The 24223-nt window shown below is 43.5% G+C and carries 21 protein-coding genes and 1 tRNA gene; 7 read left to right on the forward strand and 15 right to left on the reverse strand.

Annotated elements, in window-relative coordinates:
• Nucleotides 1-44: 44 nt before the first annotated feature.
• Complete coding sequence (locus HWQ36_RS04755) at nt 45-2336, reverse strand: family 2 encapsulin nanocompartment cargo protein terpene cyclase (protein ID WP_292698635.1); 2292 nt, start codon at nt 2334-2336, stop codon at nt 45-47.
• Between the two features lie 807 nt (nt 2337-3143).
• The gene (locus HWQ36_RS04760) at nt 3144-4025 is read right to left on the reverse strand and encodes a DUF4231 domain-containing protein (RefSeq protein WP_292698637.1); all 882 of its coding nucleotides are present in this window, start codon (nt 4023-4025) and stop codon (nt 3144-3146) included.
• Nucleotides 4026-5300: 1275 nt separating this feature from the next.
• Here HWQ36_RS04760 and HWQ36_RS04765 point away from each other — a divergent pair.
• Complete coding sequence (locus tag HWQ36_RS04765; protein ID WP_292698639.1) at nt 5301-6470, forward strand: homocysteine biosynthesis protein; 1170 nt, start codon at nt 5301-5303, stop codon at nt 6468-6470.
• Between the two features lie 182 nt (nt 6471-6652).
• On the opposite strand, the gene HWQ36_RS04770 is transcribed toward HWQ36_RS04765, so the two are convergent.
• Nucleotides 6653-7684, reverse strand: a complete 1032-nt coding sequence (locus HWQ36_RS04770; protein ID WP_292698641.1) for a hypothetical protein — start codon at nt 7682-7684, stop codon at nt 6653-6655.
• Nucleotides 7685-8062: 378 nt separating this feature from the next.
• Here HWQ36_RS04770 and HWQ36_RS04775 point away from each other — a divergent pair, with 378 nt between their 5' ends.
• Nucleotides 8063-8956, forward strand: coding sequence for a tetratricopeptide repeat protein (locus HWQ36_RS04775; RefSeq protein WP_292698643.1), 894 nt, complete (start codon nt 8063-8065; stop codon nt 8954-8956).
• Between the two features lie 123 nt (nt 8957-9079).
• Here HWQ36_RS04775 and HWQ36_RS04780 read toward each other — a convergent pair whose 3' ends face one another.
• The 4 genes from HWQ36_RS04780 to HWQ36_RS04795 form a co-directional block, all read right to left on the reverse strand.
• Entirely contained in the window at nt 9080-9700 is a 621-nt protein-coding gene (locus tag HWQ36_RS04780) for a TMEM165/GDT1 family protein (protein WP_292698645.1), read from the reverse strand.
• Nucleotides 9701-10003: 303 nt separating this feature from the next.
• Nucleotides 10004-10456 (reverse strand): DUF29 domain-containing protein, encoded by a 453-nt coding sequence (locus HWQ36_RS04785; protein WP_292698646.1) that lies wholly within the window; start codon nt 10454-10456, stop codon nt 10004-10006.
• 173 nt (nt 10457-10629) lie between these two features.
• Nucleotides 10630-11592: a protochlorophyllide reductase gene (locus HWQ36_RS04790; protein WP_292698649.1), complete on the reverse strand. Its 963-nt coding sequence runs from the start codon at nt 11590-11592 to the stop codon at nt 10630-10632.
• A gap of 88 nt (nt 11593-11680) precedes the next feature.
• Nucleotides 11681-11890, reverse strand: coding sequence for a hypothetical protein (locus HWQ36_RS04795; protein WP_292698651.1), 210 nt, complete (start codon nt 11888-11890; stop codon nt 11681-11683).
• Between the two features lie 139 nt (nt 11891-12029).
• Between HWQ36_RS04795 and HWQ36_RS04800 the strand changes: the two genes are divergently transcribed.
• Nucleotides 12030-12239 carry a hypothetical protein gene (locus HWQ36_RS04800; protein ID WP_292698653.1) on the forward strand — a complete coding sequence of 70 codons (210 nt, stop codon included), beginning with the start codon at nt 12030-12032 and terminating at the stop codon, nt 12237-12239.
• 15 nt (nt 12240-12254) lie between these two features.
• A complete protein-coding gene (locus tag HWQ36_RS04805) occupies nt 12255-12458 on the forward strand; it encodes a hypothetical protein (RefSeq protein ID WP_292698655.1) in 204 nt (67 codons plus the stop codon).
• A 125-nt stretch (nt 12459-12583) separates the two neighbouring features.
• On the opposite strand, the gene HWQ36_RS04810 is transcribed toward HWQ36_RS04805, so the two are convergent.
• The 3 genes from HWQ36_RS04810 to HWQ36_RS04820 form a co-directional block, all read right to left on the reverse strand.
• A complete protein-coding gene (locus HWQ36_RS04810) occupies nt 12584-12739 on the reverse strand; it encodes a hypothetical protein (protein WP_292698656.1) in 156 nt (51 codons plus the stop codon).
• Between the two features lie 418 nt (nt 12740-13157).
• The gene (locus tag HWQ36_RS04815; protein WP_292698674.1) at nt 13158-14885 is read right to left on the reverse strand and encodes a succinate dehydrogenase/fumarate reductase flavoprotein subunit; all 1728 of its coding nucleotides are present in this window, start codon (nt 14883-14885) and stop codon (nt 13158-13160) included.
• 226 nt (nt 14886-15111) lie between these two features.
• Entirely contained in the window at nt 15112-15429 is a 318-nt protein-coding gene (locus tag HWQ36_RS04820) for a hypothetical protein (RefSeq protein ID WP_265276097.1), read from the reverse strand.
• 440 nt (nt 15430-15869) lie between these two features.
• Here HWQ36_RS04820 and HWQ36_RS04825 point away from each other — a divergent pair, with 440 nt between their 5' ends.
• Entirely contained in the window at nt 15870-16715 is an 846-nt protein-coding gene (locus tag HWQ36_RS04825) for a hypothetical protein (RefSeq protein WP_292698659.1), read from the forward strand.
• 260 nt (nt 16716-16975) lie between these two features.
• On the opposite strand, the gene HWQ36_RS04830 is transcribed toward HWQ36_RS04825, so the two are convergent.
• The 4 genes from HWQ36_RS04830 to pds form a co-directional block, all read right to left on the reverse strand.
• Nucleotides 16976-18298 carry an ABC transporter substrate-binding protein gene (locus tag HWQ36_RS04830; RefSeq protein WP_292698661.1) on the reverse strand — a complete coding sequence of 441 codons (1323 nt, stop codon included), beginning with the start codon at nt 18296-18298 and terminating at the stop codon, nt 16976-16978.
• 192 nt (nt 18299-18490) lie between these two features.
• Nucleotides 18491-18582, reverse strand: a tRNA-Ser gene (locus HWQ36_RS04835).
• Between the two features lie 132 nt (nt 18583-18714).
• Complete coding sequence (crtB, locus tag HWQ36_RS04840; protein ID WP_292698663.1) at nt 18715-19647, reverse strand: 15-cis-phytoene synthase CrtB; 933 nt, start codon at nt 19645-19647, stop codon at nt 18715-18717.
• Nucleotides 19631-21070, reverse strand: coding sequence for a 15-cis-phytoene desaturase (gene pds / locus HWQ36_RS04845; protein ID WP_292698665.1), 1440 nt, complete (start codon nt 21068-21070; stop codon nt 19631-19633). The genes crtB and pds overlap by 17 nt, the downstream gene beginning before the upstream one ends.
• Before the next feature lie 70 nt (nt 21071-21140).
• On the opposite strand from pds, the gene HWQ36_RS04850 reads away from it, so the two are divergent.
• Nucleotides 21141-21302 carry a hypothetical protein gene (locus tag HWQ36_RS04850; protein ID WP_292698666.1) on the forward strand — a complete coding sequence of 54 codons (162 nt, stop codon included), beginning with the start codon at nt 21141-21143 and terminating at the stop codon, nt 21300-21302.
• A 232-nt stretch (nt 21303-21534) separates the two neighbouring features.
• Here HWQ36_RS04850 and HWQ36_RS04855 read toward each other — a convergent pair whose 3' ends face one another.
• Nucleotides 21535-22491: a phytanoyl-CoA dioxygenase family protein gene (locus HWQ36_RS04855; protein ID WP_292698668.1), complete on the reverse strand. Its 957-nt coding sequence runs from the start codon at nt 22489-22491 to the stop codon at nt 21535-21537.
• Between the two features lie 368 nt (nt 22492-22859).
• Here HWQ36_RS04855 and HWQ36_RS04860 point away from each other — a divergent pair, with 368 nt between their 5' ends.
• Nucleotides 22860-23945 carry a glycoside hydrolase family 3 protein gene (locus tag HWQ36_RS04860; protein ID WP_292698670.1) on the forward strand — a complete coding sequence of 362 codons (1086 nt, stop codon included), beginning with the start codon at nt 22860-22862 and terminating at the stop codon, nt 23943-23945.
• Nucleotides 23946-24223 lie beyond the last annotated feature (278 nt).

Consider the following 24223-nt stretch of genomic DNA (forward strand, 5'->3'; position numbering starts at 1 on the left):
TCTCACTCGATCAAATACTGATCTTGGACTCACACCGCCAAACTCTATTCACCAGCAAAATAACCCGACCCTACTTGACCGAGTACTGAAATTAAACCCCCTACACCGACCAACGATCTGATCCGTGCAGCCGAAGTACCTAGTCCAGTCGGCCCACTGGGCAACCGCCCTGCTGCCGAACTATTACGCAATTCAAATTCCTTATAGCGATCCACCGTTATATGCCATTTAAGAACGCCGCACATCCACTGCTGTAGTTTCTCGACATATCCGTATAGTTTCTCGCGGGTATTTGCGTCTAAGTCGAAATCGTCGAAAAGGGCTGGTAGTTCGGTGGCCACGATGTGTTCAAACTGGCGGGCCCGAGAAGTCATCAGATTGTTGACAACCTCGACGGCCTGCGGCAGATCACAGTTGAGGAATTGCTGAACGACCAACACGCCGTTATTGAGTTCGCCCTCGAATTCTATTTCTTTCTGGTAAGAGAAGATGTCGTTGGTCAAACAGGCGAAGTCGGCGGCGGAATTATCTAGCTGGCGCATCGATCGCGTCCGGTAAATATCCGCCGGGATTTCGTCACCCTGAGCTAGTCGAGACAGGCTCATGGTGAGATCCGAGCCAAAGGTATTACGGCGCATTTCCACATAATCTATCGGGTCTGGAATCCGATTTTGGATCTGGTTGGCGAGTTCCCATAACCAGCTTTCCGTCATGTCCTCGATCGCGCGGCGGAACTGACCCCGCGCCTTTGCTGACATGGGGTCAGCTGTGCGAGACCACAAATCAGCCAAGCCCCGTTCTACTGGATTGGTCGGGTCTGGGATGGGGCTAGAATCGAGAGGCATGAATGCCGATAGTCGGGCGTTGAACACTTTTGCACCCGCCATGTTGCGACTGTGCCCGTAGAGCGCTGGGAAGTAATCGTCGGCATAAGTTCCCCAAACCAGCCAACCCGCCGTCAGATTTAGTTCGTGGCCAGATGCATTGGGATGGATTAACGCACCGCATAAAGCCACGTCAGCAACATCGAACTTGTGGTCATCCCAAATCACGGCTTCAGGAATGCCAGGTAGTGAATCTAGCATCCCCATTTGGCGGGCCCATTCTTTAGAATGCCGCCGGGCAGCATCTAGATGGGAATTCAAACTTGTACTGAACGGCATATAAAACTTCGGCAGTGTCACCGGCCCCACAGGCTGGTATGGAACGTGAGTGAAGCTCTTGAATCTTCCTAAACCCAAGGCACTGTATAACGATCCAATCCGCGCAGCCGATGTGCCCAATCCAGTAGGCCCACCCAGAAGTAGCGTGGATGTCGAAGAATTGTCCCCTCCCTTGTTCATGTAGCGGCTAGACCTCAGATGCCACTCATGACCGCCCGATTGCCAATCCTGAAGTCCTTTGATATATAACAGAACATTCACGCGAGCCACCGGGTCTAGTCCGTGTTCATCAAAGAGAGGGTGTAGTTCGGTGATGGCGGTGTTGTCGAACTGCTGTAACCGCGAAGTCAGCAGTTGATTGGTGAAGTTAGCCGCTTCCTGCGGACTCACATTCAGAAATTGCTCTAAGACCAACACGCAGTTAGCGTTCTCACCTTCATCCTCTACTTCTCTCTGGTATGAGAATAGATCGTTGCGAAGATGCACCCCATCGGCAAAGGTGTCTTTCAGTACCCGCATCGGCCGAGTTTTGGCGATTTCAGCCGGAATCTCAACAAACACGGCGTGTTCGACAAGATCCGCCGACCACGGAGCGCCGCCAACCTTACGGCGCATCTCGATGTACTCTATCGGGTTAGCGACCCGATCCTGGTTGATATTGGCGAGTTCCCACAGAGACTCTTCGAGGAGGTTCTTGGTACTCTCAAAAAACCGGAGCCGCCAGTCCGCAGACTTGGTAAACGCGGTGCGAGACCACAGGTCGGCCAAGCCGCGCTCCACTGGGTTGGTCGGCACTGGGAGGGTGTTAACGGGGTAGATTGGCATAAACGCCGGCAGCCTGTCGAGGTACTCCTTAGCACCAGCCATATCTTGAGTGCGTTTATAGATTTCAAGGAAATGATCGTCGAAAAAGAACACCCAAACATACCAATCGGTCACTAGGTCAAGCTCCGTCCCTGGCGCATCTGGATGGGTATAGGAGCAAAGCAAGGCGTAGTCGTGGGCATCGAATGTGCGCTCGTCCCAGATAGGGGAACTTTCGGCTTCTTCTTGTGAGCCAAGTATCCCCATCTGGTAGGCCCAGGCTTTGGAATGCACTCGCGCCGTTTCCAGGTTTGGGTTCAGCCGTGCGGGCCAAGGCATATAAAATTCTGGCAGTTCAAAGGGTTGCATGATCTGCGCGTAACCTCCTCTGGAGTCTTCTTGCTGTCTTCATTTCGTGGCTGAGATGAACTGGAGGTTGACGAGCATCCTCACCAACCAGGCTATGTCACCACGTGTAGTTTACTCGTGGTGGCTTATGTCAAGGGAATAATATAAAATGCTCTTGGTCCAAATAAAGAGCTATGTAAGTTTTAGCTGAAGTTTTTTATGCCGAAAGATAGGGCATTTGAAAAATCTGTTTGAGTTATTACTCATTTCAGATGATGGCAGATAAATGTTTAGTAATTTATGGTGTTCTCATAATCTTTCATGGTTATAGAAAAAAAGCAATACGTAGACTCAAGCATTTAAATAGATAGTTAAATTAAAAATTTCACAATTAGAAGACAGTTAAGACAGTTAAGCAGATAATTAAATTAAAAATTTCACAATTAGAAGACAGTTAAGACAGTTAAGACAGTTAAGCAGATAATTAAACTATTTAAGACAGTTATTAAATAATAATTACTGATTGTAAATTTTTGTAAGTAAAGCAATCCGGCTCGGTTCATCCGCGGCCAATGATGATATTTTTGAAAAAATTGTGGTTTCGCTAGATGCTTTTGACGTGATGCCTTTCTATTAAATTTTGTTTTTGTTTCAGTACACAGAACTAAAAAAACTTTCAAAGCCACAACTGCGATCGCTGCTAAAATCATAATATTCCCAACTTATTCAAAAAGTTGGGAATATTAGCTTTTCCAGTTAGTCTGAAAAATCCTATTTGAACCAATACTCGACTGATTAGCGATCGCAATTAACTAATCAAGTGTCCTTCTACTTCGTTACTTCTGCTTCCGCTTTGTTTGACTCATTAGATGAAGAAGTAGATTCTGTCTTCTCTGATTGCGTCTCACTCGTTTGCTGCAATTGGTTGAGATGAATATTGTTCACTTGAACAATAAAGTACTCTAATGCTTGACTTGCCTTTTGTTGCTGTTGGCTTTCGTCAGACACATCATAGCAACGATAAGGCGGAGTCACACCCAATATAAATTTCTCTTGTTCCGCTTCTAACAATTCAACTGCTGTGTTAGCAGCAAGGGAATTCTTCTGAAAAGGAAAAGAGGTAACTATACTAGCAACGATAGAAGCAATAGCTGGGCAGAGTACAGGGAGCCACTTGAGCCAAGCTTGTCCTGCTTCTAATTTGTCTACTAGAACTAAAATTGGTGTGACTCCTGATAAAATCACTGTCGCAATTTGCAAACTATAGTAAAGGTTCCTTGATACACCTCTAATTTTTTTATAATCATCAATCAAGTCTTGGCTGTATTGTAAAGCCTTCCCTCTTGTCAGAGTCAGTGTATCTTTATCCCAAGAATTAGGGTTGGTCAATAGATAACTATATAGTTCAGCTTTTTTGGTGAGTTCTGACTGATAAGCTGCCTTCTTGTAGTTCTGGAATACTTGTCTATTGATGAGCAACAAAAAAAATAAGAAAGTTAGAGCTACTGCCCCAGAAATGACAACTGTTTTATCTTCTGAAAGAAAAACAATAAAAAGTGCAGAAGAAACAAAAGCTGCAAGTAATAAATACTCAATTACTTTCAAGTTAAATAACTTTTTTTCATCTGATGTAGAAGATAAATTTTCAATTCTATCGGAAATATTCTTTTGGTTTCTTTGATTAAGATTAGGTAATTCAGAAGTAGTCATTGCCTCTTACTCAATTCGTTATCGGGTGAAATGTAACATTGAAGAAGAATTCAGAATTCAGGGGCGTAGCCGGAGACGTTTCCGTTACTCCGGTCAGAATCAATACTTCGGCTTACCTCGACTCCGCCCTTCGGCTACGCTCAGGACAGGCTCGGCACGAGTCGCTCAGTAACCATCAGTCGGGGATTCAGACCGGCGACTGTTTTGTTGACCACCAAATTTTCAATTTGGCAGGGGTCTTAAACCCAATTATTCATCCGCTTTTTCGTTCAGAATATTCAACTGAATTCTGGCTCCTGACTTCTGAATTCTGTTCGATAAAATGAATAGCAATAAATAGAATTAATTGTGCTGAGGGGGTAGAAGTTAGGATAACTTTGCAAATATATAGAATTCTAACTTTTGCTTAGACATCCCTTGTATAACTGATCTTAAATTAAGTAGTTTCTCCCATACCAAAACCTTCTAGCATCTACTATTAGCTCCCATTTTACGATTGACTATTTGGCTGAGATGTTTTACAAAAGCCAGAAATGTTTCTTTCTATTGACGTAAAATTATCTCATACCAATTTTTTACGAAGCTGCATAGAATTCGATCCCCCCTAGCCCACGCCAGTCGCTCCACTACAGCGCTTCGCGCATTTAGGGGGATCAAGATATGTGCAACTTCACATTAAATTGGTATCAGTCCAGCAAGTCTAATTAATCTTAACCATACATACATTTGATTGATAATGCAAGACTTTTTTGATAGTAGTTTTACGTAGGCGTGAAAATATTTTTGATATAAGTAGCGCGTTGTCCACAAAAAATATATGATTTGGACTTTGCAATAGTTGAATTGTTTTTTTTGGAAAATTTTAACCCTATCCAAGGTGCTAATCTGTCGCGTAGGGAGCATCCCAAATGTGCAAGTTTATTTTTATAGGGTATTTGGAATTAGACTAGGAATGAAATAACGAACCGCCAAGGACGCAAAGAACGCAAAGGAAAGATGTTTGTACAGAGTTTTTGTGCCAGTTCTGTGCCTTTTAGCAAAATTGGGATGCTCCCGTCGCGTAGAGATTGGCTGACAACTATTTCGACAGGAAATTATGCAAGATTCTGCGATTTATCAAAACAGAATTCAGGATTCAGAATTGAGAATGAATTCTGTACAATTGACCAGAGACGGAGCGTTTCTGTCTTTGCTCCTGTATTCTGACTTCTGAATTCTTCTTCAACAAGATATCCTTCAAAGAGGAAGATAGCAGGAAGCGCTAGCACTGATAAGATGCGAACAATTGCCGAAATTAACGAGAAAATCATCCGCCAACGTGCGGTGGTGTTGACAACTGAAGAGTTAAAAGCACGAGTTGTAGAAATCGGTGTTACTAAAGCGGCTAAAGAAGTTGATGTAATTACCACTGGTACGTTTGAGCCGATGGAATCAAGCGGTGCAATTATCAATCTTGGACACACTGACCCTCCGATCAAAATTCGTCGTTGCTGGTTAGATGGTGTACCAGCATACTCTGGTTTTGGGGCAGTAGATTTATATTTGGGTGCGAGTTGTGCTGTGGAGACGACGGACGGAGAAGAAATCAGAGAACGTGGCGGCGGTCATGTCATCGAAGATTTGATCGCTGGTAAAGCTATACACGTAAAAGCGCAAGGACAAGTAACAGATTGTTACCCCAGAGCAAGTTTTGAAACTACAGTTACCCGTGAAACAATTAATCAGTTTTATTTATTCAATCCGCGCAATCTTTATCAAAATTTTATTGTTGGTGTAAATGGTGGCGATCGCCCCCTCTTCACCTATCTGGGCCCTTTACAACCGCGTTTGGGGAATGCCGTTTACTCTAATCCCGGTGCTATTTCCCCCTTACTCAACGATCCCGACTTGCAACTCGTTGGTATAGGGACTCGAATTTTTTTAGGCGGCGGTATTGGTTATGTTGCCTGGGAAGGCACTCAGCACTTCCCCTTACAAAAACGTTTAGCTAATCGGACACCGATTGGGCCTTCTGCTACTTTAGCTTTAATTGGTGATGCCAAGCAAATGGATGCTCACTGGGTGCGGGGTTGTTACTTTAAAAGCTATGGCCCCTCATTAATGTTAGGCGTTGGTGTCCCACTCCCTGTATTAAATGAACAAGTAGTTGAACACTGCGCTGTACAGGATAAAGATTTAGTAGCCCCAATAGTGGATTTTTCCATTCCCCGGCGCGTTCGTCCCACCTTTGGTTTAGTGAGTTATGCCCAACTCAAATCTGGGAGGATCACTATTGAGGGCAAAGCTGTACGCTCTGCCCCCTTAGCGAGTTTGTTTTTTTCTAGGCAAGTTGCCCTAGAGTTGAAAAAGTGGATCGAAGCAGGGACGTTTACCCTCACAGAACCAGTTTCACCAATTCCGATGGAGCGATCGTTTCTACCCCAAGATCGGCGGACGGATTTTTGATCTTGGGGAATGGGGAATGGGGGGATGAGGGAGCAGGGAGCAGGGGAGCAAGGGGGACAAGGAGGACAAGGGGGAATTATTAAAATTAAGTCTCTCCCTTGTCTCCCCCCTCTTCCTTGTCTCCCTTGTCTCCCTTGTCTCTTTTCCATGCCCTGTTTGGCCAATGCCCAATGCCCCATACCCTACTCTTGAGTCGGTTTCGGTCGCTTGATGGGTTTAGGAGCAGGCGTTTTTGGTATAGGTTTTGACACCACAGAGGTGTCGCCGCCTGCGCCTGTTTTCTTGATGGGACGCGGGGTTTCGCCACTGCGTCTGGGGGGGAATGGTTTTCTACTACCAGCACCAGCACCACCGCCACCGCCAGCACGAGGGCCACCTCTGAATGGTGGTTTGCGTTTTTTGGGCAAGTCAGCGATCGCTTCAGCTTTTTCTACTATCAAAACATCAGCTTCTCGTTTGGCTTGGAAGTCCCAGAACTTTCCTACCGCTTTGGTGGTGAGGACACCCCTTAATTTCAACTTGAAATACTTGGGTTTGTCAGTTGGTTTACGTGCAGCCTGCCTAATTTTGACTACCAAACTCTTAGCGTCAAAAGATTGGTATACTACTTCACCACGAACAGAAAAACCACCATCTGCTACTTCTGATGAGGGAATCGCGGGAATTGTGCTTAATTCAGAATTTTCGGATAAGCCATCATCCGGTGTCTGTGACTCTTGCAACTCTAAATCTGACTCGTCCTCATCTGTTGAGTTTTTAGCCAGATTTTCTGGCTCCCAAACTCCGACGATTTGGATGTGCAAGGTGTCATTTTCTTGTCTTGTCCGTGGATATACTACCCACAAATGTTCTTTTTCTAAGTCTAGATGATTCTTGACTAAGCTCATAATCCGGCCTAGGAGGACGGCATTGAGTTCTACACCATCTGTGGTTAGCAGTGTACCTTGAGTGAATTGTTCGCTGCTGGCATGATAGCGACCCCGAACTAATCCGATCGCTCGGTACTGCATCGGTTCGCTAGGAGGCGGAATCGGTTGCTGTCGATTGACTAAGTTCCCATTTGAGTCAGTCTCGCTGGGGTTGACAGGCGAATTTTCAAATTTAGAGGGCTTGGCTACTATTTGAACATTAGAGGATGCCTCTATGTTATTTAGGCCCTGGTTAGAGGCAGAAGAATTGGAAGATTCAGGCAACGGCATCAGGTCGGAATTCATAAAAACTCCTTGCGGCGGAGACACATCCCATTGTGGGATTTTACAAAGGCAGCTGGAAAGAGCATTTGTGCGACTGATGAAAGTATATTTGCTTTTCACAAAGTCACACTAGGGTACTCTATACAATACTAAAGGCGCTAAATTGAGTGTATAAACACTAAATGTGTAATTTAGCGCCTTTACACTAGTTTCGGAAGCATATCATAGCTACAATTCTGACGGCTCCTCCTAAAGTCATCACTTACTTTAGCAGTGTAAATAGTTAATTGTTATAAAATTCACAGGCAATTGGCGGTATTCCGCAAAGTTTTGGAAATTTTTAACTTTACGATTTGTGTAAATGATAATGTCATTAAAATTTAGGAGAAAGACAAAACTGTGTCTCAACCGCGCAATCGTTGGATAGTTCAAGTCGTCTTGGCGCTGGCAATTCTTGCTTTTGTGGGTGTTTCGGTGATTCCCATAATTGGAGCATTTAAGAATACGCCACCCTCAAACCAGAATACCGCTAGCACCAGAGGCACTTTGCCCTCCTCTGACCAAAAATCAAAATTGGAAGATGAAGTCCGGGGTTATGAACTGGTTTTGCAAAGGGAACCAGAAAATCAGACTGCGCTTAAGAGCTTATTGCAGGCGCGTCTACAACTACTAAGTCAAAAAGAAAAAAGTGAGGTTAAGCCAGCTGATATTCAAGTCGTCATTGAACCCCTTGAAAAGCTAGCCAAGCTGAATCCCGAACAGTCAGAATATTCAGTGCTACTAGCTCAAGCTAAACAGCAAATAGGCGATCGCGAAGGAGCCGCTCAAGCTTATCGCGCAATTTTATCCACCAAACCAGGCGATTTGAAGGCTTTACAAGGAATGGTGGCTTTGTTAATCAGTCAGCAACGCCCTGAAGCAGCTATTGGTTTGCTGCAAGAAACCCTCTCGAAAGCAGCCCAAGCAAATACAATTCAGCCTGGAAGTGTAGATACAGTAGCCGTGCAGGTGCTGTTAGGTTCTGTTCATGCTTCCCAGAAACGCTACGCTCAAGCTAGTTCTGTATATGACCAAGCAATTAAGAAAGATCCTAAAGATTTTCGCCCCGTTGTGGCAAAAGCTATGCTCTTGAAACAACAGGGCAAAGACGCAGATGCAAAACCTTTATTTGATAGTGCCGCAGCTTTAGCACCTGCTCAGTATAAAGACGAAATTAAAAAGGCAGCAACAGTTTCTCCTATTCCTAATCCGGCTGCATCTTCCGCGCCTCCATTGGAAAGTAAGCCTAAATGATAGGGATTGGGCATTGGGTATTGGGACATTGGGCATTGGGTACAAAGAGAAGTCTCTTTCTTGTCTCCTCTGCCCCCTGCCCCCTTGCCCCTTGCTCCCTGCTTGCCCCCCTGCTTCCTCCCCTCACGCTCCCTCAATGGCAGCTATGGCACCAAAGACTAAAAACAGGCATCCGCCAACAAAGGTGAGTTGACGCTCAGAAATTCGACCGGCAATCATTTTGCCGCCGATAACTGCGATCGCAGCACAAATGGCGTGTCCTAAAATTGCACCTATTGTCACTCCAATTGGATTATTACCGGCGGCTAGAGCAATGGTGGCAATTTGGGTGCGATCGCCCCACTCTGCCATAAATGTCAATATAAAGGCTTCTATGACAATTGCTAAGGAAGTCTTTTTCTTTGGTAACTCCAAATCTGCTTTTTTCACCGCAGCTTCGGCTTCTTCTACAACTTCCATATCACAAGCAGCCGAGGACATCTTACTTGCGTCATATAACAGCTTGATACCAAAGGCAATAAACAAAACTATTTCGGCGTAATGAATATAAGCTTTTGGCAACAAAGATACCGCTTGTCCAAATAGCACCGAAAGGATTGTCATCGCGGCTAAAGCAGCTGTAACACCTATAAATACCAGCCGTCGTGGGTGGTGCATTGCCAAAATCACAGCAATAAAAAATGTTTTATCGCCTAGTTCTGAAACTGTTATTAATAATAAACCTGCGGTAAAAGCTGTTAACACTCTCTCAAGCTCCTGAAGAATCCTTTACCGATGTGAAGCTTGATGAGAACCAAAAGACCTCACCAAGTTTACACTTTTCGGTGTGAACTTAGTGAAGGTCTCGCTTTCAAATATTGATTATTCGCCATCTGAACCAGGCTCATCGCCAGTATGTTGATTCAGATGTACTGGCTTTCATTTTTTGCCAGCAGCTACTCCCCTTCAATGCGAGTCTGATTGTACATCTGTTATAGGTAAAAGTCAAGAGTGGAGAATGGAGAGGTATAACTTTAGAAAAGCGGCACATACAGCCCGATTCAGAACTTACTTGGGTAAAAACTCATCATCCGTAACTTCTACCAGCTGGTATGGACAGTTCAGAGGAAAGGATTCCATTGACAAGCCAGTTTCAGCTTTTGCTTGCTTAAGCGCTTGTGCATAACACTCAGCAAAAACTATCTCAAGATAGGATTTGAGACTAGGTGAATCATCTAGAGCTTCTTTGACACGTCTACGATGTTCAATGATGCTTCCTTCCCAGCTACCGCTTCTTTTTTCCGGTTGGAATTGCCATTTGAGCAAATGCACTAGAATTACAATCAGATTACTCTTGAGACTCCGGCGCTCACTCCTTCCCATATCGGCAATTTCTTCAATTAGATTCTCCCACTCAACGTTTGCATAATCCTGATTTTGCAATTTTTCTACAGTCGTTTCTAGCCATTGCAAGTAATCAGTCTCATATAGGCTTTGAGAATGTGCCTTTAGGGAAGACATGGCAGTTTCCATAAGAAATGTTTAGTTGAAGAAGAATTCAGGAGCGGAGCCGGAGACGTTTCCGTTACTCCGGTCAGAATCAAGACGCCACAGACATTGCGCGAACAAATACTCGCGATCGCGGATTCGCTAACGCTTATCAAGTAATAATCAAATTATTGCATCCTGTCTCATCATGCAAGTCCAACCAACTTAGCACTTAATTGCCATAAGCGATCGCCTTTGTCGTCATCGCGGGCTTGAGGAGAAACCTTTTGAACAAAGGATTTACCATCTTCCTTCTGGCGATTTCCCCAACTCCAATACACACCGGATTGATTGTACTCACGATCGGCAACCACCGCCGCCACCCGTTCTCCCGCCAACTCCTGAGACACATATCCCTTAGTGATGTACTTCTGGAATAATGGGAAGATTTTCTGAAATAGGGGATAGTGGTTTCTAAATAGTGGCGTTTCTGCAACACATCCCGGATAGAGAGAGTTGAAGACAATACCAGTTGACTCGTGATAGCGCTGATGCAGTTCCCGCATAGTCAGCACGTTACAAACTTTGCTGTCTTTGTAAGCTTTAACTGGTTCAAATTTCTTGCCATCAATCATTGAAATCGGCTCTTTAAACCCTTCTGCAAAGCCTTGCAAATCACCCAAGTCTGGACGTGGCGGAATCTTCCCACCCAGTTCGTCTGGATTGTGGGTGACAGTTCCCAAAATTACAAGCCTTGGCTCTGAAGATGACTTCTTTAGATCCTCTAGCATCAGGTTGCACAAAAGGAAATGTCCGAGGTGATTTGTGGTGACAGTTAACTCATAACCTTCTGGACTACGTAAAGGCTCCTTTATTAAGGGCATATAAATTGCGGCGTTGCACACCAAAGCGTCTAAGGAGTTGCCGCTTGCTCGAAAGTTATTCACAAATTGTCGAACGCTATCCAAAGAGCCAAGATCGATATGCATGATAGTGTAGCTGCCCTGATGCGGGATTCCCACAGATTGGGCTGCAAGTTGAGCCTTCGCTACATCTCTACAGGCCATCACTACATACCATCCCCTTTCAGCAAGAGCTTTGGCAGCGTACAAACCAACCCCTGAAGAGGCACCTGTGATTACAACCGTTGACTTCCTATCCTGTGCCATTGTATTCAGACTCTGTGAATCACCTTTTTCTCTCTTCAGGATTTTACATCACTGAGTCACCACCTCTGTTATGGTTGGCGATCGCTTCTCACTCAGTTCGATTGAGTTTCTCTAAGAGGAGAGCTTCTACCTCGCTCTCAGGATTATCAAGATCGAAAGGATAAGGGTGTTGTGTAGAGAAGTCAGAACGACTCATCAAAACTTGTAATGCAGCCCGAAACGCTTCTTCGTCATTTCTATGTTCTGAAATATATCGTTTTATTTCAGTATTGGTCATCTGGTTGAGGTTCTGCATCATAGAACAAATTTCCAATTCCCATCTTGATCAATTATGACTGCAATCTCATCGTTCAAACCTCCTTAAAAGTATCTGAGAGTCTCAATTATGAGAACATAACTAGATTACTTTATATGAGATTATATAAATATATAAATATATGACAAAAAAACTCACAGATGACGACCTACAACCAACAGTAAAACAGCTAAAATGCTTATATAGGGTTTGCCATCAACTTACAAATGTGATGTTCCAGCCGATTCATATCATGCGATTAGATGAGCGATCGCTCAATATATTTATATTAGCTGGGCAAAATGAAGGAATAGAGCTAGAAATTACACTAGATGGTAGTATAGAACCATAAATGTAGTATAGAACTATGAATAAGGTAAACTATGCAGCAATGAGTGACCAAGAGCTAAAGAGTTACCTTGTCACCCACAAGGATGATAAGGAAGCCTTTTATGCTTACATGGATAGACGAAAATCTCGTCATCGTGATGCTGCAATAAAATTAAACGATCCAGCTTGGGAAGAAAAAATAATAGCTGTGATTGAAAAACAATTAGGTTCTGATTGTTGAAGAAGAAGTCAGAATTCAGGAGTCAGAATCAAGACGCTTGATTTTTGTTTTAGAGCTTAACCTAATTGAGAGCTAGTTAAAGGTGGGTGATACCCACCTTATGCTTACCAAATCCAATGTCTCTCTTACTGCAAATATTCTCGTGTTAACTTGTTATTACCAAAAATTTCCATGTCGTATTCAATATTATCTAGAAGAATTGAGAAATTTGTTCTGTCATAGTCTCCTTCACAGAAAGTTTCGATGCACAGATCATTATCTTCATCAATATATACTTTCATAAATATGAACTCCGAATTCAATTCGTTCATATATTCCAAGAGGTGTATTCTCTTAACATTTGGCTCAAGAGAATAAAGAGTTCTAATTAATACTCCTCTACCTGAAATAAATTTAACAATCAAATTTTGCTTTCTAGGATGACGGCATACAAGTAAATCATCCCCTTCTTCAACATGATATCCATTGAACTCCAAATGATTACGGTATCTTGCTAAGGAATGGGACACAGAATCACTAATACTCATTTCTGGCATGGTTTGAAGCCTCACAAATTTTTAGAATAACAGGTAACTAAACTTATTATTCCCACCCAATCTATAATTTGATCAGCACTAACACCAAAACTCATATTTTCCTGTATCTTTGTATCTCAGGGATTAAGAAAAGCATTTTTTAACCCCTAATTCCCACCAATAACTAATACTTCCGCTCTTTTGGCTCAAACATATTAATCACCACCGGCCGATATTGAATATCAATGCCGGCTGGTGAATAGTAAGCCATTGTGTGTTTGAGGAAGTTAGCATCATCTCGCTGGGAATAATCTTCGCGGAAATGAGCGCCACGACTTTCTTGACGATTCAGGGCTGATGCTAAAATTGTTTGTCCCACTATCATCAAACTTCGCAATTCTAAGGCTTCCACAAGTTCTGTATTCCAGCAACTACCTTTATCGTCTAAATAAATTTCAGGATATTGCTGTTGGATTGCTGCTAATTTGTGTAACCCTTCACTCATTAACGCCTCAGTGCGGAAAACGCCACAGTACTCAGTCATACAATCCTGGAAGGCTTGACGAATTTGGTTAATCCGATACTGACCTGGTTGTTCTAGCAAAGCTTGGATTTCTTCCTGGGCCTGCGTTACATAGCGTTGCTCATCTACAGAGGGCAACTTACGTTTTTGGACAAATTTAGCGATCGCAGCCCCAGTTCTCTTGCCATAAACGACACATTCCAACAAAGAGTTACTACCAAGGCGATTTGCACCATGTACAGAAACACAAGATGTTTCCCCAGCCGCAAAGAAAGCATCAACTAAACCATCACCACTACTGCGGACTTGCCCATCGGTATTAACTGGGATACCACCCATACAATAGTGAATTGTCGGGCGGACTGGCATCGGTTGAGTTACCGCGTCAACGCCTACTAAGCGGTGCGCTTCTTCCCAACAAAAGGGAACGCGACTCATAATTTTTTCTTTCCCCAAATGGCGTAAATCTAGATAGACAAAAGGGCCACCAGCACTACCGTCGAGATGAATACCACGACCGGCGCGAATTTCATAAGCGATCGCTCGTGAGGTAATATCACGAGGAGCCAGTTCCATGCGACTGGGTGCATAATTCGCCATAAAGCGATCGCCTTCACTATTAATCAGATACGCCCCTTCACCCCGTACCGCTTCCGAAATCAGCACCCCTACAGGATATAAACCAGTGGGATGAAATTGGACAAATTCCATGTCTTCGAGGGGTAAACCTGCGATCGCAGTCATTGCCAAACCATCACCCGAAGAAGCGTAATCATTAGAGGTAGTATTATAAACGCGACCATAGCCCCCAGTGGCAAACATCACCGCCTTCGCCCGCACCACCTCTATATGTCCATCCAAAAGATGGAACATCACCACACCCTTCGCCTCATTTTCTTCCAAAATGAGCCGCATCACATACCATTCTTCATAAACTTGCACCCCATAACGCCGCAAATTGTTAACCAATTCGTGCAAAATCGCGTGACCGGTTTTATCAGCAGCGTAGCAAGTGCGGTTGTGGGAATGTCCGCCAAAAGCTCGTTGAGCAATGCGACCATCGGGTAAGCGAGAGAACAAAACGCCTAGATGTTCCAAATCAATTACCACATCTGGCGCTTCTTGGGTGAGAATTGCCACAGCATCTTGGTCTGCCAAATAATCAGAACCCTTGACAGTATCAAAAGCATGTGCTTCCCAACTATCTTGTGAATCAACATTTTTTAGCGACGCAGCCATACCACCTTGAGCCGCCACCGAATGGGAACGGATTGGGTGGGTTTTAGCAACCACAGCAATATTTAAACTAGGGTCAATGCGAGCAATTTCCAGCGCTGCACGACATCCCGCCAATCCACCCCCAACAATAATTACATCGTGTTCCAGCATAATTAGCCCCCTGATTGCAAACCACTGCTGTTCTATTGTAGAGATGTGATTAATCAGGCAGTGCATTGCTGCGGTTGCCGTGGCATCTCTACAAAAAAATTCCCTGCCTATAGACAGGGATGTTATTACAAATTTTTAAATTAAAAGTGAAAAGTTAAAAATGAAGAGTTAGGTCTTCACTCCTAACTGTACAGACGCGATTAATCGCGTCTGTACTCCTAACTCTTTAGCTAGTTGCTTGTACAGGTTGTTGCTGAGACACATTACCTGGTATGGGTTCCATTTTGGTTCCCGGTCCCACAGGACTGACTTCAATATGATTTAACAAGGTAGTGACAAACGCAAACAACAAGAAAGGTAGCGATAGCAGAACGACCAAACCCGCAGTTGCTAAAGCGTACACAGGACGCTTGGCACCCATTAGCGCCAAGGCAGATGCCAAACTTAGGGTAATTGTAATTAACCAAACAATTATTTGGCCGTAGATATCACCAAAAGTCAGCGTACAGACAAACCGATACTTTTGAATATTATTTCCGCTCATCACATTTGCCTCAAGTCTCTCCTATATAGGTTCTACGTTAGAACCATGTTTGCTTTGTAGACAATTTCTAAATATTTTTGCAAGCTTCGTAATATTGCTTCACAATTAACTTTTTTTGTTACAAAGTGCAATTCATAGTCCTGCATGGCGTAAATAGACCAAGCATACTCGATGGGAAGCCCTTTTCCTGTAGTCATCGCTGCCTAGAATTCTTCCCTTCTACGGTCTACAACTTTTCTAAGATACAAGGGTGTGTTATGCCGTAGGTTAACGCACCATCACACGTTTTCGGTGCGTTATGACTATAGATAAATCCAGCAAAGTAAGGATGTGAAATCCGATTTTTTGGTGTTAAATTTTGAGTATTGTCCGAATTTGTTGAGTTAAATCAACAAAACCCTTTATTTTTCGTGGCAATGTTGTTTTAGGAGTGAACGTGAGTGAATACTATTTTTCTTCGTAAAGGTGTTTTTTGGTTGCCAGGTATAGCTGCTCTTACAGTCCTGAGTAGTGGCTTATCTGCAAGTGCCCAGACAGTAGACAATGTAAGCAGTCAGGCATTAACTGACTCTTCCGCAACCGTAACGTCTCCCAATGAGTTTAGTACAGAACTAGACACTGTAAGCCAAAACCTCTCTACAGAAACAACCGAAACATTTACAGCCACTAATTTAGCCGAGGTACAGCAGCCCCAAAACCCTGTAATACAGGAAAATGCCAGTGTAACGTCTACACCAGTTCCAGGCACAGTGGCAACCTCATCTGCGACCCTCACGTCTGAGTTTGTACAACCGACTGCTCAAACGACTCCTCAACCATCTGCTACCAAAGTGGCGCAATCGGATATTGATTTAGGCAGAAGAACCCTTGGTGGCAGTAGCTATCTTGGCGTTGCTGCTAACATTGGTTTGAGTGGTGATGGTAGCTCGTCTTTGGGCGATGGCAACTTCGCGGTAGTCAGCAAAATCGGACTGACAAATGCTATATCGGTGCGACCTTCTGCCGTGTTTGGTGACAACACCACAATTTTGCTTCCGATCACCTACGATTTTACCTTCAAATCAGCAGATGCTTTTAGCGAACCGTTAGCGATCGCACCTTACGTTGGAGTTGGTGCAGCTTACAAAACTGGTAATGATTCGCAATTTGCCTTTTTAGTATCTGGTGGTATTGATGTGCCTCTAACTCCTCAATTCACAGCAACAGCCTCTGTCAATGCAGGATTTTTCGATCAAACTGATGTTGGCTTATTGTTAGGAGTTGGTTATAACTTCAGTGGATTATAAGAATTAGGAGTAGAGACGCGATTAATCGCGTCTCTACAGGAGTAATATTTTATTCATAACTCGCGCCGTGTGCAACTTTCTTTCAAACCTAACCCCCAGCCCCTTCCCTGCGTTCGCGTAGCGGCACGAAGTGCGGGAAGGAGAGCAAGAATCAAAGCCTCTCCCCGAAACGGAGAGAGGTTTGGAGAGGGGTTACAAGAATATGTTGCACATCGCGTTAACTCCTAACTCCTAATTCATAACTCCTAATTCCTAACTTTCTACTTAGGGTTAACTTTGTCAATTACCTTGATTTTGCCATCATCTCCTACTGTCCAAACGTCGTATACACCAACGACATCACCGTTAGCATCAACATCTACGTTGCCGCTAGCTCCTTGATAGTTAATCTTTTTACCATCTTTAAGTAACTTCAGCCCCTCGCAGACATCGCTAACTTCTGTGCCAGGCCCATCAGCGACTTCACGAATTTTGCCAGCTATTCCAACGCCTGTATTTTCTTTAGCAGCTTGTGCTGCCAATGTCAATAACGCAGCTGCATCCCAAGCTTGAGGAGCATATTCCCCTGGTTCACCACCCTTTTTATCCTTCCACAGTTTGTTGAAAGCTTCTAATGCTTTACCATCAGAACCGGGTACTGTACCGATCGCTCCAGTTAAAATATATTTACCATCACTGCCTTTGCCAACTTGTTCTGGGAAAGTAGGTGATTTCACTCCATCTGTAAGCAGAATCTGCACTCCCTTAGATACACCTTGCTGATATGCAGCTTTCAAAAACAGACTGCCAGTTTCAGCGTACAGTACAGCCAGAACTGCATCTGGCTTACCAGCAAAAGCAGCCGCCGCTTCTGTATCAAATGTCTGCGCTTTTGGGTCGTAGCGGACAGGCTTATCTTTATTAACGATGGTTCCACCCAATTTTTCAAAAGTTTGCACAAATGCTTTTTCAAAGCCAACGCCATAGTCGTTATTAATCACGACTGTAGAAACTCGCTTGAAACCTTTTTTTCTGGCAAGTTGAGCCAATGCTAGTGCTTGGTAGGTATCAGGGGGAGCGGTACGCGCCCAAAAGCCTTTAAAGTCGCCTTTTTGTGCCTTTTCGGTAAACACGGGACTGGTACTACCAGGGGAAACCAGCATGACTTTATTCGGCGTGGCAATGGAGACTGCGGCACTAGAAACGCTACTGGCAAAGGAACCAACTACACCTGCTACTTTATCTAAAGTTGCTAGTTTGGTCATACCAGCAGCACCAGCTTTCGGGTCGGTTTGATCGTCTACTTGCACCAAATTCACTGGTTCGCCATTCACTCCACCGCAAGCGTTGACCGTATCGACAAGTAAAGGGACAGAACCTAGCATCTGCTGGCCGACAGAAGCCAAGTCGCCTGTTGTCGGTAGCAGGGAACCAATTTTTAGCCCTTTAGCATTGCTTGTCGTAGTTGAGTTTGCTGCTGGGGTCGCGCTACTTCCGGTGGTAGCTGCACCATTGGGGGTACTACTATCACCACAAGCCCCAACTAGGAATCCAGTTGCTATGGTAGCTATACTGAAGGTTAAGGCGGCACTAATTTTTCTCATAAATCACTTTCACTCCTCAAATATTTAGGAGCCTAAAATTAAGATTCAAACTAAGTTTGTAAGTTAGTTGGATCTTATCAAGACTCCAAAGGATAAATCATATCATCCATCTTTGGGAGTAGAATTGTTTACGCCTATATTATTTGTTACTTTTGAACACAGAAAATATCCCGTGTATTAAAAGCTGGAAAACGGAGAGGGAGGGATTCGAACCCTCGGTACGGAGTTGCCTGCCGTACAACAGATTAGCAATCTGCCGCTTTCGACCACTCAGCCACCTCTCCATGACTCACGAATATTAATTTTACCAGACTTGTTGGGAACAGTCAATAGTTATTTGTAATTGGGAATTTAGTCATTGGTCGTTAGTTATTTACAAAATACAAATGACTAATGACAAATGACTAATGACAAATTCAAAGAACTTGCGATCGCATCCAAGCTAAGGGCAAGGTGCGTAACTTTTTCCACTGGGGAACGTAAGCCCGCCGACTGAACACATCGTAATCGTTGCGTTCAATCACCTCCAAAATCTGGCCGTACAGCATTGATGCTGCCCATACAGGCCAACGGGCATCGGATGCTAAATAAGTAATTCCCTGGTTTGACGTGGTATAGAATTGACGGGCCCGTTCAATTTGAAAGCGCATCAGCGCCCGCCAACGATCGTCTACCACACCTTTGAAGAAGTCTTGCTCGGTGTAGTTGAATTTTTCCAAGTCCTCAAGGGGAATGTAGATTCGCCCCCGTTTGGCATCTTCTCCCACATCCCGCAGGATGTTGGTGAGTTGATTGGCAATTCCCAGAGCGATCGCTTCTTCTGTGGGAAGATATGGTTGTTTGTTCTGATGCCACGGAGCGGTGTATAGGGTGCTATCCACACCCATCACTTCTGTTGACATTAAGCCAACAGTGCCAGCAACGCGGTAACAGTAGAGGTATAAATCCTCAAAGGTTTCATAACGACTGCGATATAAGTCCATGCGCTGACCGGCAATCATATCCCGAAAGGGCTGAATGTCCATCGGAAAGCGCTGGAGGGTATCAGCTAAAGCGACATCGTAATTTTCTAATGGTCGTCCCGCAAAAATGGATTCCAGCTGCTGTTCCCATAGGTCTAGGGTTTCTGGCGTGGTAATAGCAGATGCGGGCCCATCCACTAATTCATCTGTACGGCGACACCAAGCGTAAATTGACCAAATAGATTGACGTTTTACCGGACTCATGAGCAAAGTACCCAGGTAAAAAGTCTTGGCATACTTTGCTGTGAGATGTCGGCAAAGTTTGTATGACTCGTCTACAGAGACCAGCGTTTTCATGCGCGGGGGGGAATCAGGCAGTTGCAGCATTCGTTGCGGGCGGTCGGGTGAGCGTTTGCAGGTTTGAGGAATTTGCTACCGGGAGAGCCTCAGAAATTGCCTGCGCTGTCAGCTTACCAGAAAGTACGGCACCTTCCATACTGCCTAAGTAGCGTTGCATGGTATAACTTCCGGCGAGATAGAAGTTGGCAATGGGCGTAACTTGTGCGGGACGGTACTGTTGACGACCAGGGGTCGCTTTGTAAACTGAACGCGGCGTTTTCACCACATGAGATTTTAGCAATGTCGCTGGATTGTCTCCCCCAAAGTGGTTTGGGAAAAGTTTTTCCAATTCAGCAAGCGTTGCAGCCACAATCTCCTCATCGGATTTGGCAATCCAATCTTTTGCCGGAGCTAGAACTAGTTCCAGCATTGAGCGATTGGGGTTGGCGTATTCACGGCAGGTATTGCTCATATCAGCATAAACGCTTAGGAGGGGCGATCGCGAAAAAAGTAAGTGATCAATTTCTGTAAGTTTCCGGTCAAACCACAGATGCAGGTTAATCACTGGTACTCCTTCTAAACCTTCTAGCTTTTGAAAAAACTCCATCAGCTTCCAAGGTTTAGGCAACATCACCTTTAAAGGGTCAACTGACATGGCCGATACATACACATCAGCCGTGATAACTTCATCTTCTGCCCCATTTAAGCCTCGAATCAAGTATCCCTTCACCGTGCCATCGGTGTTGAGCAAAATCTCTTTCAAGGGGGCATTTAGCCGCACTTCTCCACCGCGTTCTGTGATGTAATCTACAATCGGGCTGCATAGACGTTCTGTGGGAGAACCATCTAAAAATGCAATCTTGGAGCCATATCGTTCTTGCAGAAAACGATTCAGTGCAGTTAAGAGAATCGTTGCTGAAACTTCATCAGGATTGATAAAGGTGAGGGCTTTACACGCGGCGATAAAAACGTCACTAGTTACCCGCTCGTCAACACCTTGCCTTTTCAACCACTCTAAGAAGCTGTATTTGTCCATGTCTTCAACATACTTCTGACCCCGAACTACTGCGGGAAGTAGGCCAACTGCAAATCGAATCTTCTGCTCCCAAGTCAACATATCTTTGTTGCGAAGAATCGATGCAATGACGTTGAAGGGTGATGGAATATCTGGAACATCAAAACGTGAGAGTGTCCCAGGCTTGTCTGGTTGATTGAAAATCAGTGTATGCTCTTTCCACTGGAGTCTATCTTCAATGCCCAACTCCTTGAGCAATTGGAGCATATTCGGATATGCCCCAAAGAAGGCGTGTAACCCGGTTTCGTACCAGTCGCCGTCAGAGTCTTTCCACGCCGCAACTAGACCACCCAGTACGTCCCGGCTTTCCAAGACAATGGGTGTGTGACCTGCGTCCGTGAGATATTTCGCGCAGGAAAGTCCTGCTAGTCCCGCTCCCGCGATCGCTACTCGCATTTAACCCTAATGCCCTTCAATATTTCTTAATGGTTTTATCGTTCTCATTATACGTTGCAATCTGTTACATTTGGCAGTTATTGTGCGATCGCTTCCCCAAAAAACTTTTACTACAGGGAATTTTACCTACGCACAACTGCCCAACAAAATTACTAATACCATTGTTGGCAATAGGTTTTGGCAAGTATTTTATCTAGATTTAGGTGCAGAAAATTTAGCGAAACAAAAGTAATTCCTTTGACTGAAAATAGGTAGTCACAAACTGTCGTCTTAAAGTAGTTGATTTCTTTGGTAATCCGTGTATTGCTCTGAGCAAATATCTGGGGCATTGCTTAAACCAGGTTACTTTCCTTCGACTAAAACCGGATTAATGTAAAATTTAAGACACTTTATATTTTTAATTAAGTATTTTAACTGTTGTAACAGTATTAAACTCGTGGCAAAACTCATTACCACAGAAGTTATTAAATATATTTCAATAGAGAAGCTGCTCGGAAGTCTTGCTGCATTCCATAATCAGTTCTGGCAAATTCTATTTGTAATATTAAACGGTCTTTATGACTAGGAGTGATTCCTTTATGAAAACAAAGTGTATCTTCCGCAAATCCAAAACCAGCTTTACCGCAAATTTTTACTAAAGATTCAGAACCATAATAATCGGTGATATCTTGATCTGTCTCTCGTTTACGTAGCCAAAGATGTGACAGTTTCTTTTTATTGTGACTACCACGAATACAAACATGAGGGCCACTATTATCATCTACATCAGTTAAATAAAAGAAAAATTTTAGGAACCTGTAATCATCTAGATCGTAGTGAAATATTTGAGCAGATTGACTTTGTTGACGATATGTTCTTTCTCCCGAAAAAGTCCACCACATAAGGCTTCCTTGATGTACTGGTTGAGCTTCTAAATATCTAGCAGCTATTGCCAATAATTTTGGATCATTTTGAAGCTTTTTTATAGCACCACATAACAAAGACGTATTAAAATAATGACCTATGATAAAGTCTTTACCTGACTTTGTTTGCGCTTGTTGCTTTTGATGATAAAAGAAACCCATATTTGTTTTTCCATTGCCATAACAAGCTGTTGAATGAGCAAATTCGACTATTTCTTTAACTATATCTTGGGGCAGATTAATTCCTAAATATAACCCTTCGGTTTTCAAGTTATTAACAACATCGTCTACATTTATATCTTGAAAACACGAATTGCTCTCATTCAGAGGTAGTGAATATAATTTAGTTGAGCGGTTTAATAAAAATATTACTATATTTCGCCCAGTTTTAAATCGAGCAATTTTACGCATTAAAAGCCATCTAGGATTTTTAGTCAATCCTTTGTAATTTTCATAACAAATATCATAAATTTTTGAAAAAATTCTATCTAGATAATTATTGAATAAACTTATAGACATAAGTCTCCTGAGATTTAAACAACAGGATGTGTTCACGAAATGACTCCAAAGGAGTATTGCAAAAATTCTTTTACGGAAAAACTAATTTCCACTTGCGTAAGTAATACCATGTAATCTGTAACTGAATTGTTAAAAATCAATAAAATATTTGCTGATAGTATATTTATTGTGTGTTTTTAACCAATTACTAAGAGGGTTAAGGGAATTGGGCATTAGTAAAGAGGCAGACGAGAGGGACGGGGTGCTGCTTTTGCAGAAGAGATGAATTTTCCTCCTGCTCCCCATAAGCATAACGGTGTAGGATCAAAGTCTATGTCTTTTAAGTTGAACACCACAGTTGTTTGCTATACAACCATAGGTAAAGAATTATGGCAGTATCACAGGAGCTAAAACATTTTGGACATCACCTGATTTTAGGGATTTCCGGCACTACACTAAGCGATGACGATAAACGCGCACTCAATGAATTAAAGCCGATTGGGGCGATCTTTTTCGCTAAAAACTTTTTGGATGGCACCCCATATCAAGTTTGGCTGGAAAGCTTCAAGGATTTGAACAGCCAGATACGAGAATATACTGAACGTGATTCGATGTTTATGACTCTGGATCATGAAGGAGGTCGTGTGATTCGCACACCAATGCCGATTACGCGATTTCCTTATGGATTGTTGCTGCGATCGCACGCCCGCGAAGTAGCAAAAGCCACAGCAATAGAACTAAAATCACTGGGAATAAATTTATCCTGGGCACCTGTGGCAGATGTTTTTTCCCATCCCCACAACCCCGTCATTGGGCCTCGTGCCTTTGGTAACACTCCCGAAATCGCTGCAAAAGATGCCCGTGACTACTACCTTGGACTTCAAGAATCAGGAATTTTGGGATGTGCCAAACACTTCCCCGGACATGGAGACACCAGTCAAGACTCTCACATTGAGCTACCAGTACTGAATTTAACTGTAGAAGACCTGCGACTTCGAGAACTCGTACCTTTCAGAGCTTTAATCGAAGTCCAGATTCCTTTAATCATGACTGCCCATATCTTATTTCCCAGAATAGATGCTGATGTGCCAGCAACCCTTTCCCAGCCTATCCTCAAAACCATACTTAGAGAGGAACTTGGCTTTAAGGGAGTAGTTGTATCTGACGACTTGGATATGAGAGCGATTTCAGATATGTTTATGAAAGCTGGTACTGTGGCACGGTCATTTCATGCAGGCTGTGACCTGTTTATTGTCTCGCGCAATATCAATTCATCATCTATTGAAAGAACTTATCAGATTGCTGAAGATTTCGTGGATTCCCTCAGCAAGGGTAGTTTAGACGAATCAGTAGTGGAAGCAGCCAGAGAAAGAATCGATAAACTACTGGCAGTAACACCGCAATATCCTATAGAAATTTTGGATAAAGATGTATTATTGCAACATGCTCAACTAGCGATCGCTAGTTCGTATTAACAAGCTGACGTGCATTAAAATTACATATTAGCAATTGTCAAAAGTCTGGCTAGGATTGCATTTCTTAATTTTGAATTTTAAATTTTTAATTGTCTAATGGGTGGTATAGGGGTCGAACCTATTTCTGCGAGTTAAAAGCTCGCTGCACAGCCGGTATGCCAACCACCCTAGTTAATTTAACTATTACACCGTAAGTCCCCCACTGAATTTTGTACTCAAAATCAGTGGCGGGATATAAGGTGGCGATTGACGAATTGACTGACGACCGAGATTGAACT

Origin of the sequence: Nostoc sp. NMS2, from assembly GCF_017115105.1 — a bacterium.
Taxonomy (GTDB): Bacteria; Cyanobacteriota; Cyanobacteriia; order Cyanobacteriales; family Nostocaceae; genus Nostoc.

Bases quoted from the DNA above. Each gene is read 5' to 3' on its own strand.
- HWQ36_RS04830 (WP_292698661.1), bottom strand. From the start codon at position 18,298: ATGAGAAAAATTAGTGCCGCCTTAACCTTCAGTATAGCTACCATAGCA.
- HWQ36_RS04785 (WP_292698646.1), bottom strand. From the start codon at position 10,456: ATGTCTTCCCTAAAGGCACATTCTCAAAGCCTATATGAGACTGATTAC.
- HWQ36_RS04795 (WP_292698651.1), bottom strand. From the start codon at position 11,890: ATGATGCAGAACCTCAACCAGATGACCAATACTGAAATAAAACGATAT.
- HWQ36_RS04805 (WP_292698655.1), top strand. From the start codon at position 12,255: ATGAATAAGGTAAACTATGCAGCAATGAGTGACCAAGAGCTAAAGAGT.
- HWQ36_RS04860 (WP_292698670.1), top strand. From the start codon at position 22,860: ATGGCAGTATCACAGGAGCTAAAACATTTTGGACATCACCTGATTTTA.
- HWQ36_RS04765 (WP_292698639.1), top strand. From the start codon at position 5,301: ATGCGAACAATTGCCGAAATTAACGAGAAAATCATCCGCCAACGTGCG.
- HWQ36_RS04820 (WP_265276097.1), bottom strand. From the start codon at position 15,429: ATGAGCGGAAATAATATTCAAAAGTATCGGTTTGTCTGTACGCTGACT.
- HWQ36_RS04770 (WP_292698641.1), bottom strand. From the start codon at position 7,684: ATGAATTCCGACCTGATGCCGTTGCCTGAATCTTCCAATTCTTCTGCC.
- HWQ36_RS04810 (WP_292698656.1), bottom strand. From the start codon at position 12,739: ATGAAAGTATATATTGATGAAGATAATGATCTGTGCATCGAAACTTTC.
- crtB (WP_292698663.1), bottom strand. From the start codon at position 19,647: ATGCTGCAACTGCCTGATTCCCCCCCGCGCATGAAAACGCTGGTCTCT.
- HWQ36_RS04800 (WP_292698653.1), top strand. From the start codon at position 12,030: ATGACAAAAAAACTCACAGATGACGACCTACAACCAACAGTAAAACAG.
- HWQ36_RS04790 (WP_292698649.1), bottom strand. From the start codon at position 11,592: ATGGCACAGGATAGGAAGTCAACGGTTGTAATCACAGGTGCCTCTTCA.
- HWQ36_RS04755 (WP_292698635.1), bottom strand. From the start codon at position 2,336: ATGCAACCCTTTGAACTGCCAGAATTTTATATGCCTTGGCCCGCACGG.
- HWQ36_RS04815 (WP_292698674.1), bottom strand. From the start codon at position 14,885: ATGCTGGAACACGATGTAATTATTGTTGGGGGTGGATTGGCGGGATGT.
- pds (WP_292698665.1), bottom strand. From the start codon at position 21,070: ATGCGAGTAGCGATCGCGGGAGCGGGACTAGCAGGACTTTCCTGCGCG.
- HWQ36_RS04855 (WP_292698668.1), bottom strand. From the start codon at position 22,491: ATGTCTATAAGTTTATTCAATAATTATCTAGATAGAATTTTTTCAAAA.
- HWQ36_RS04760 (WP_292698637.1), bottom strand. From the start codon at position 4,025: ATGACTACTTCTGAATTACCTAATCTTAATCAAAGAAACCAAAAGAAT.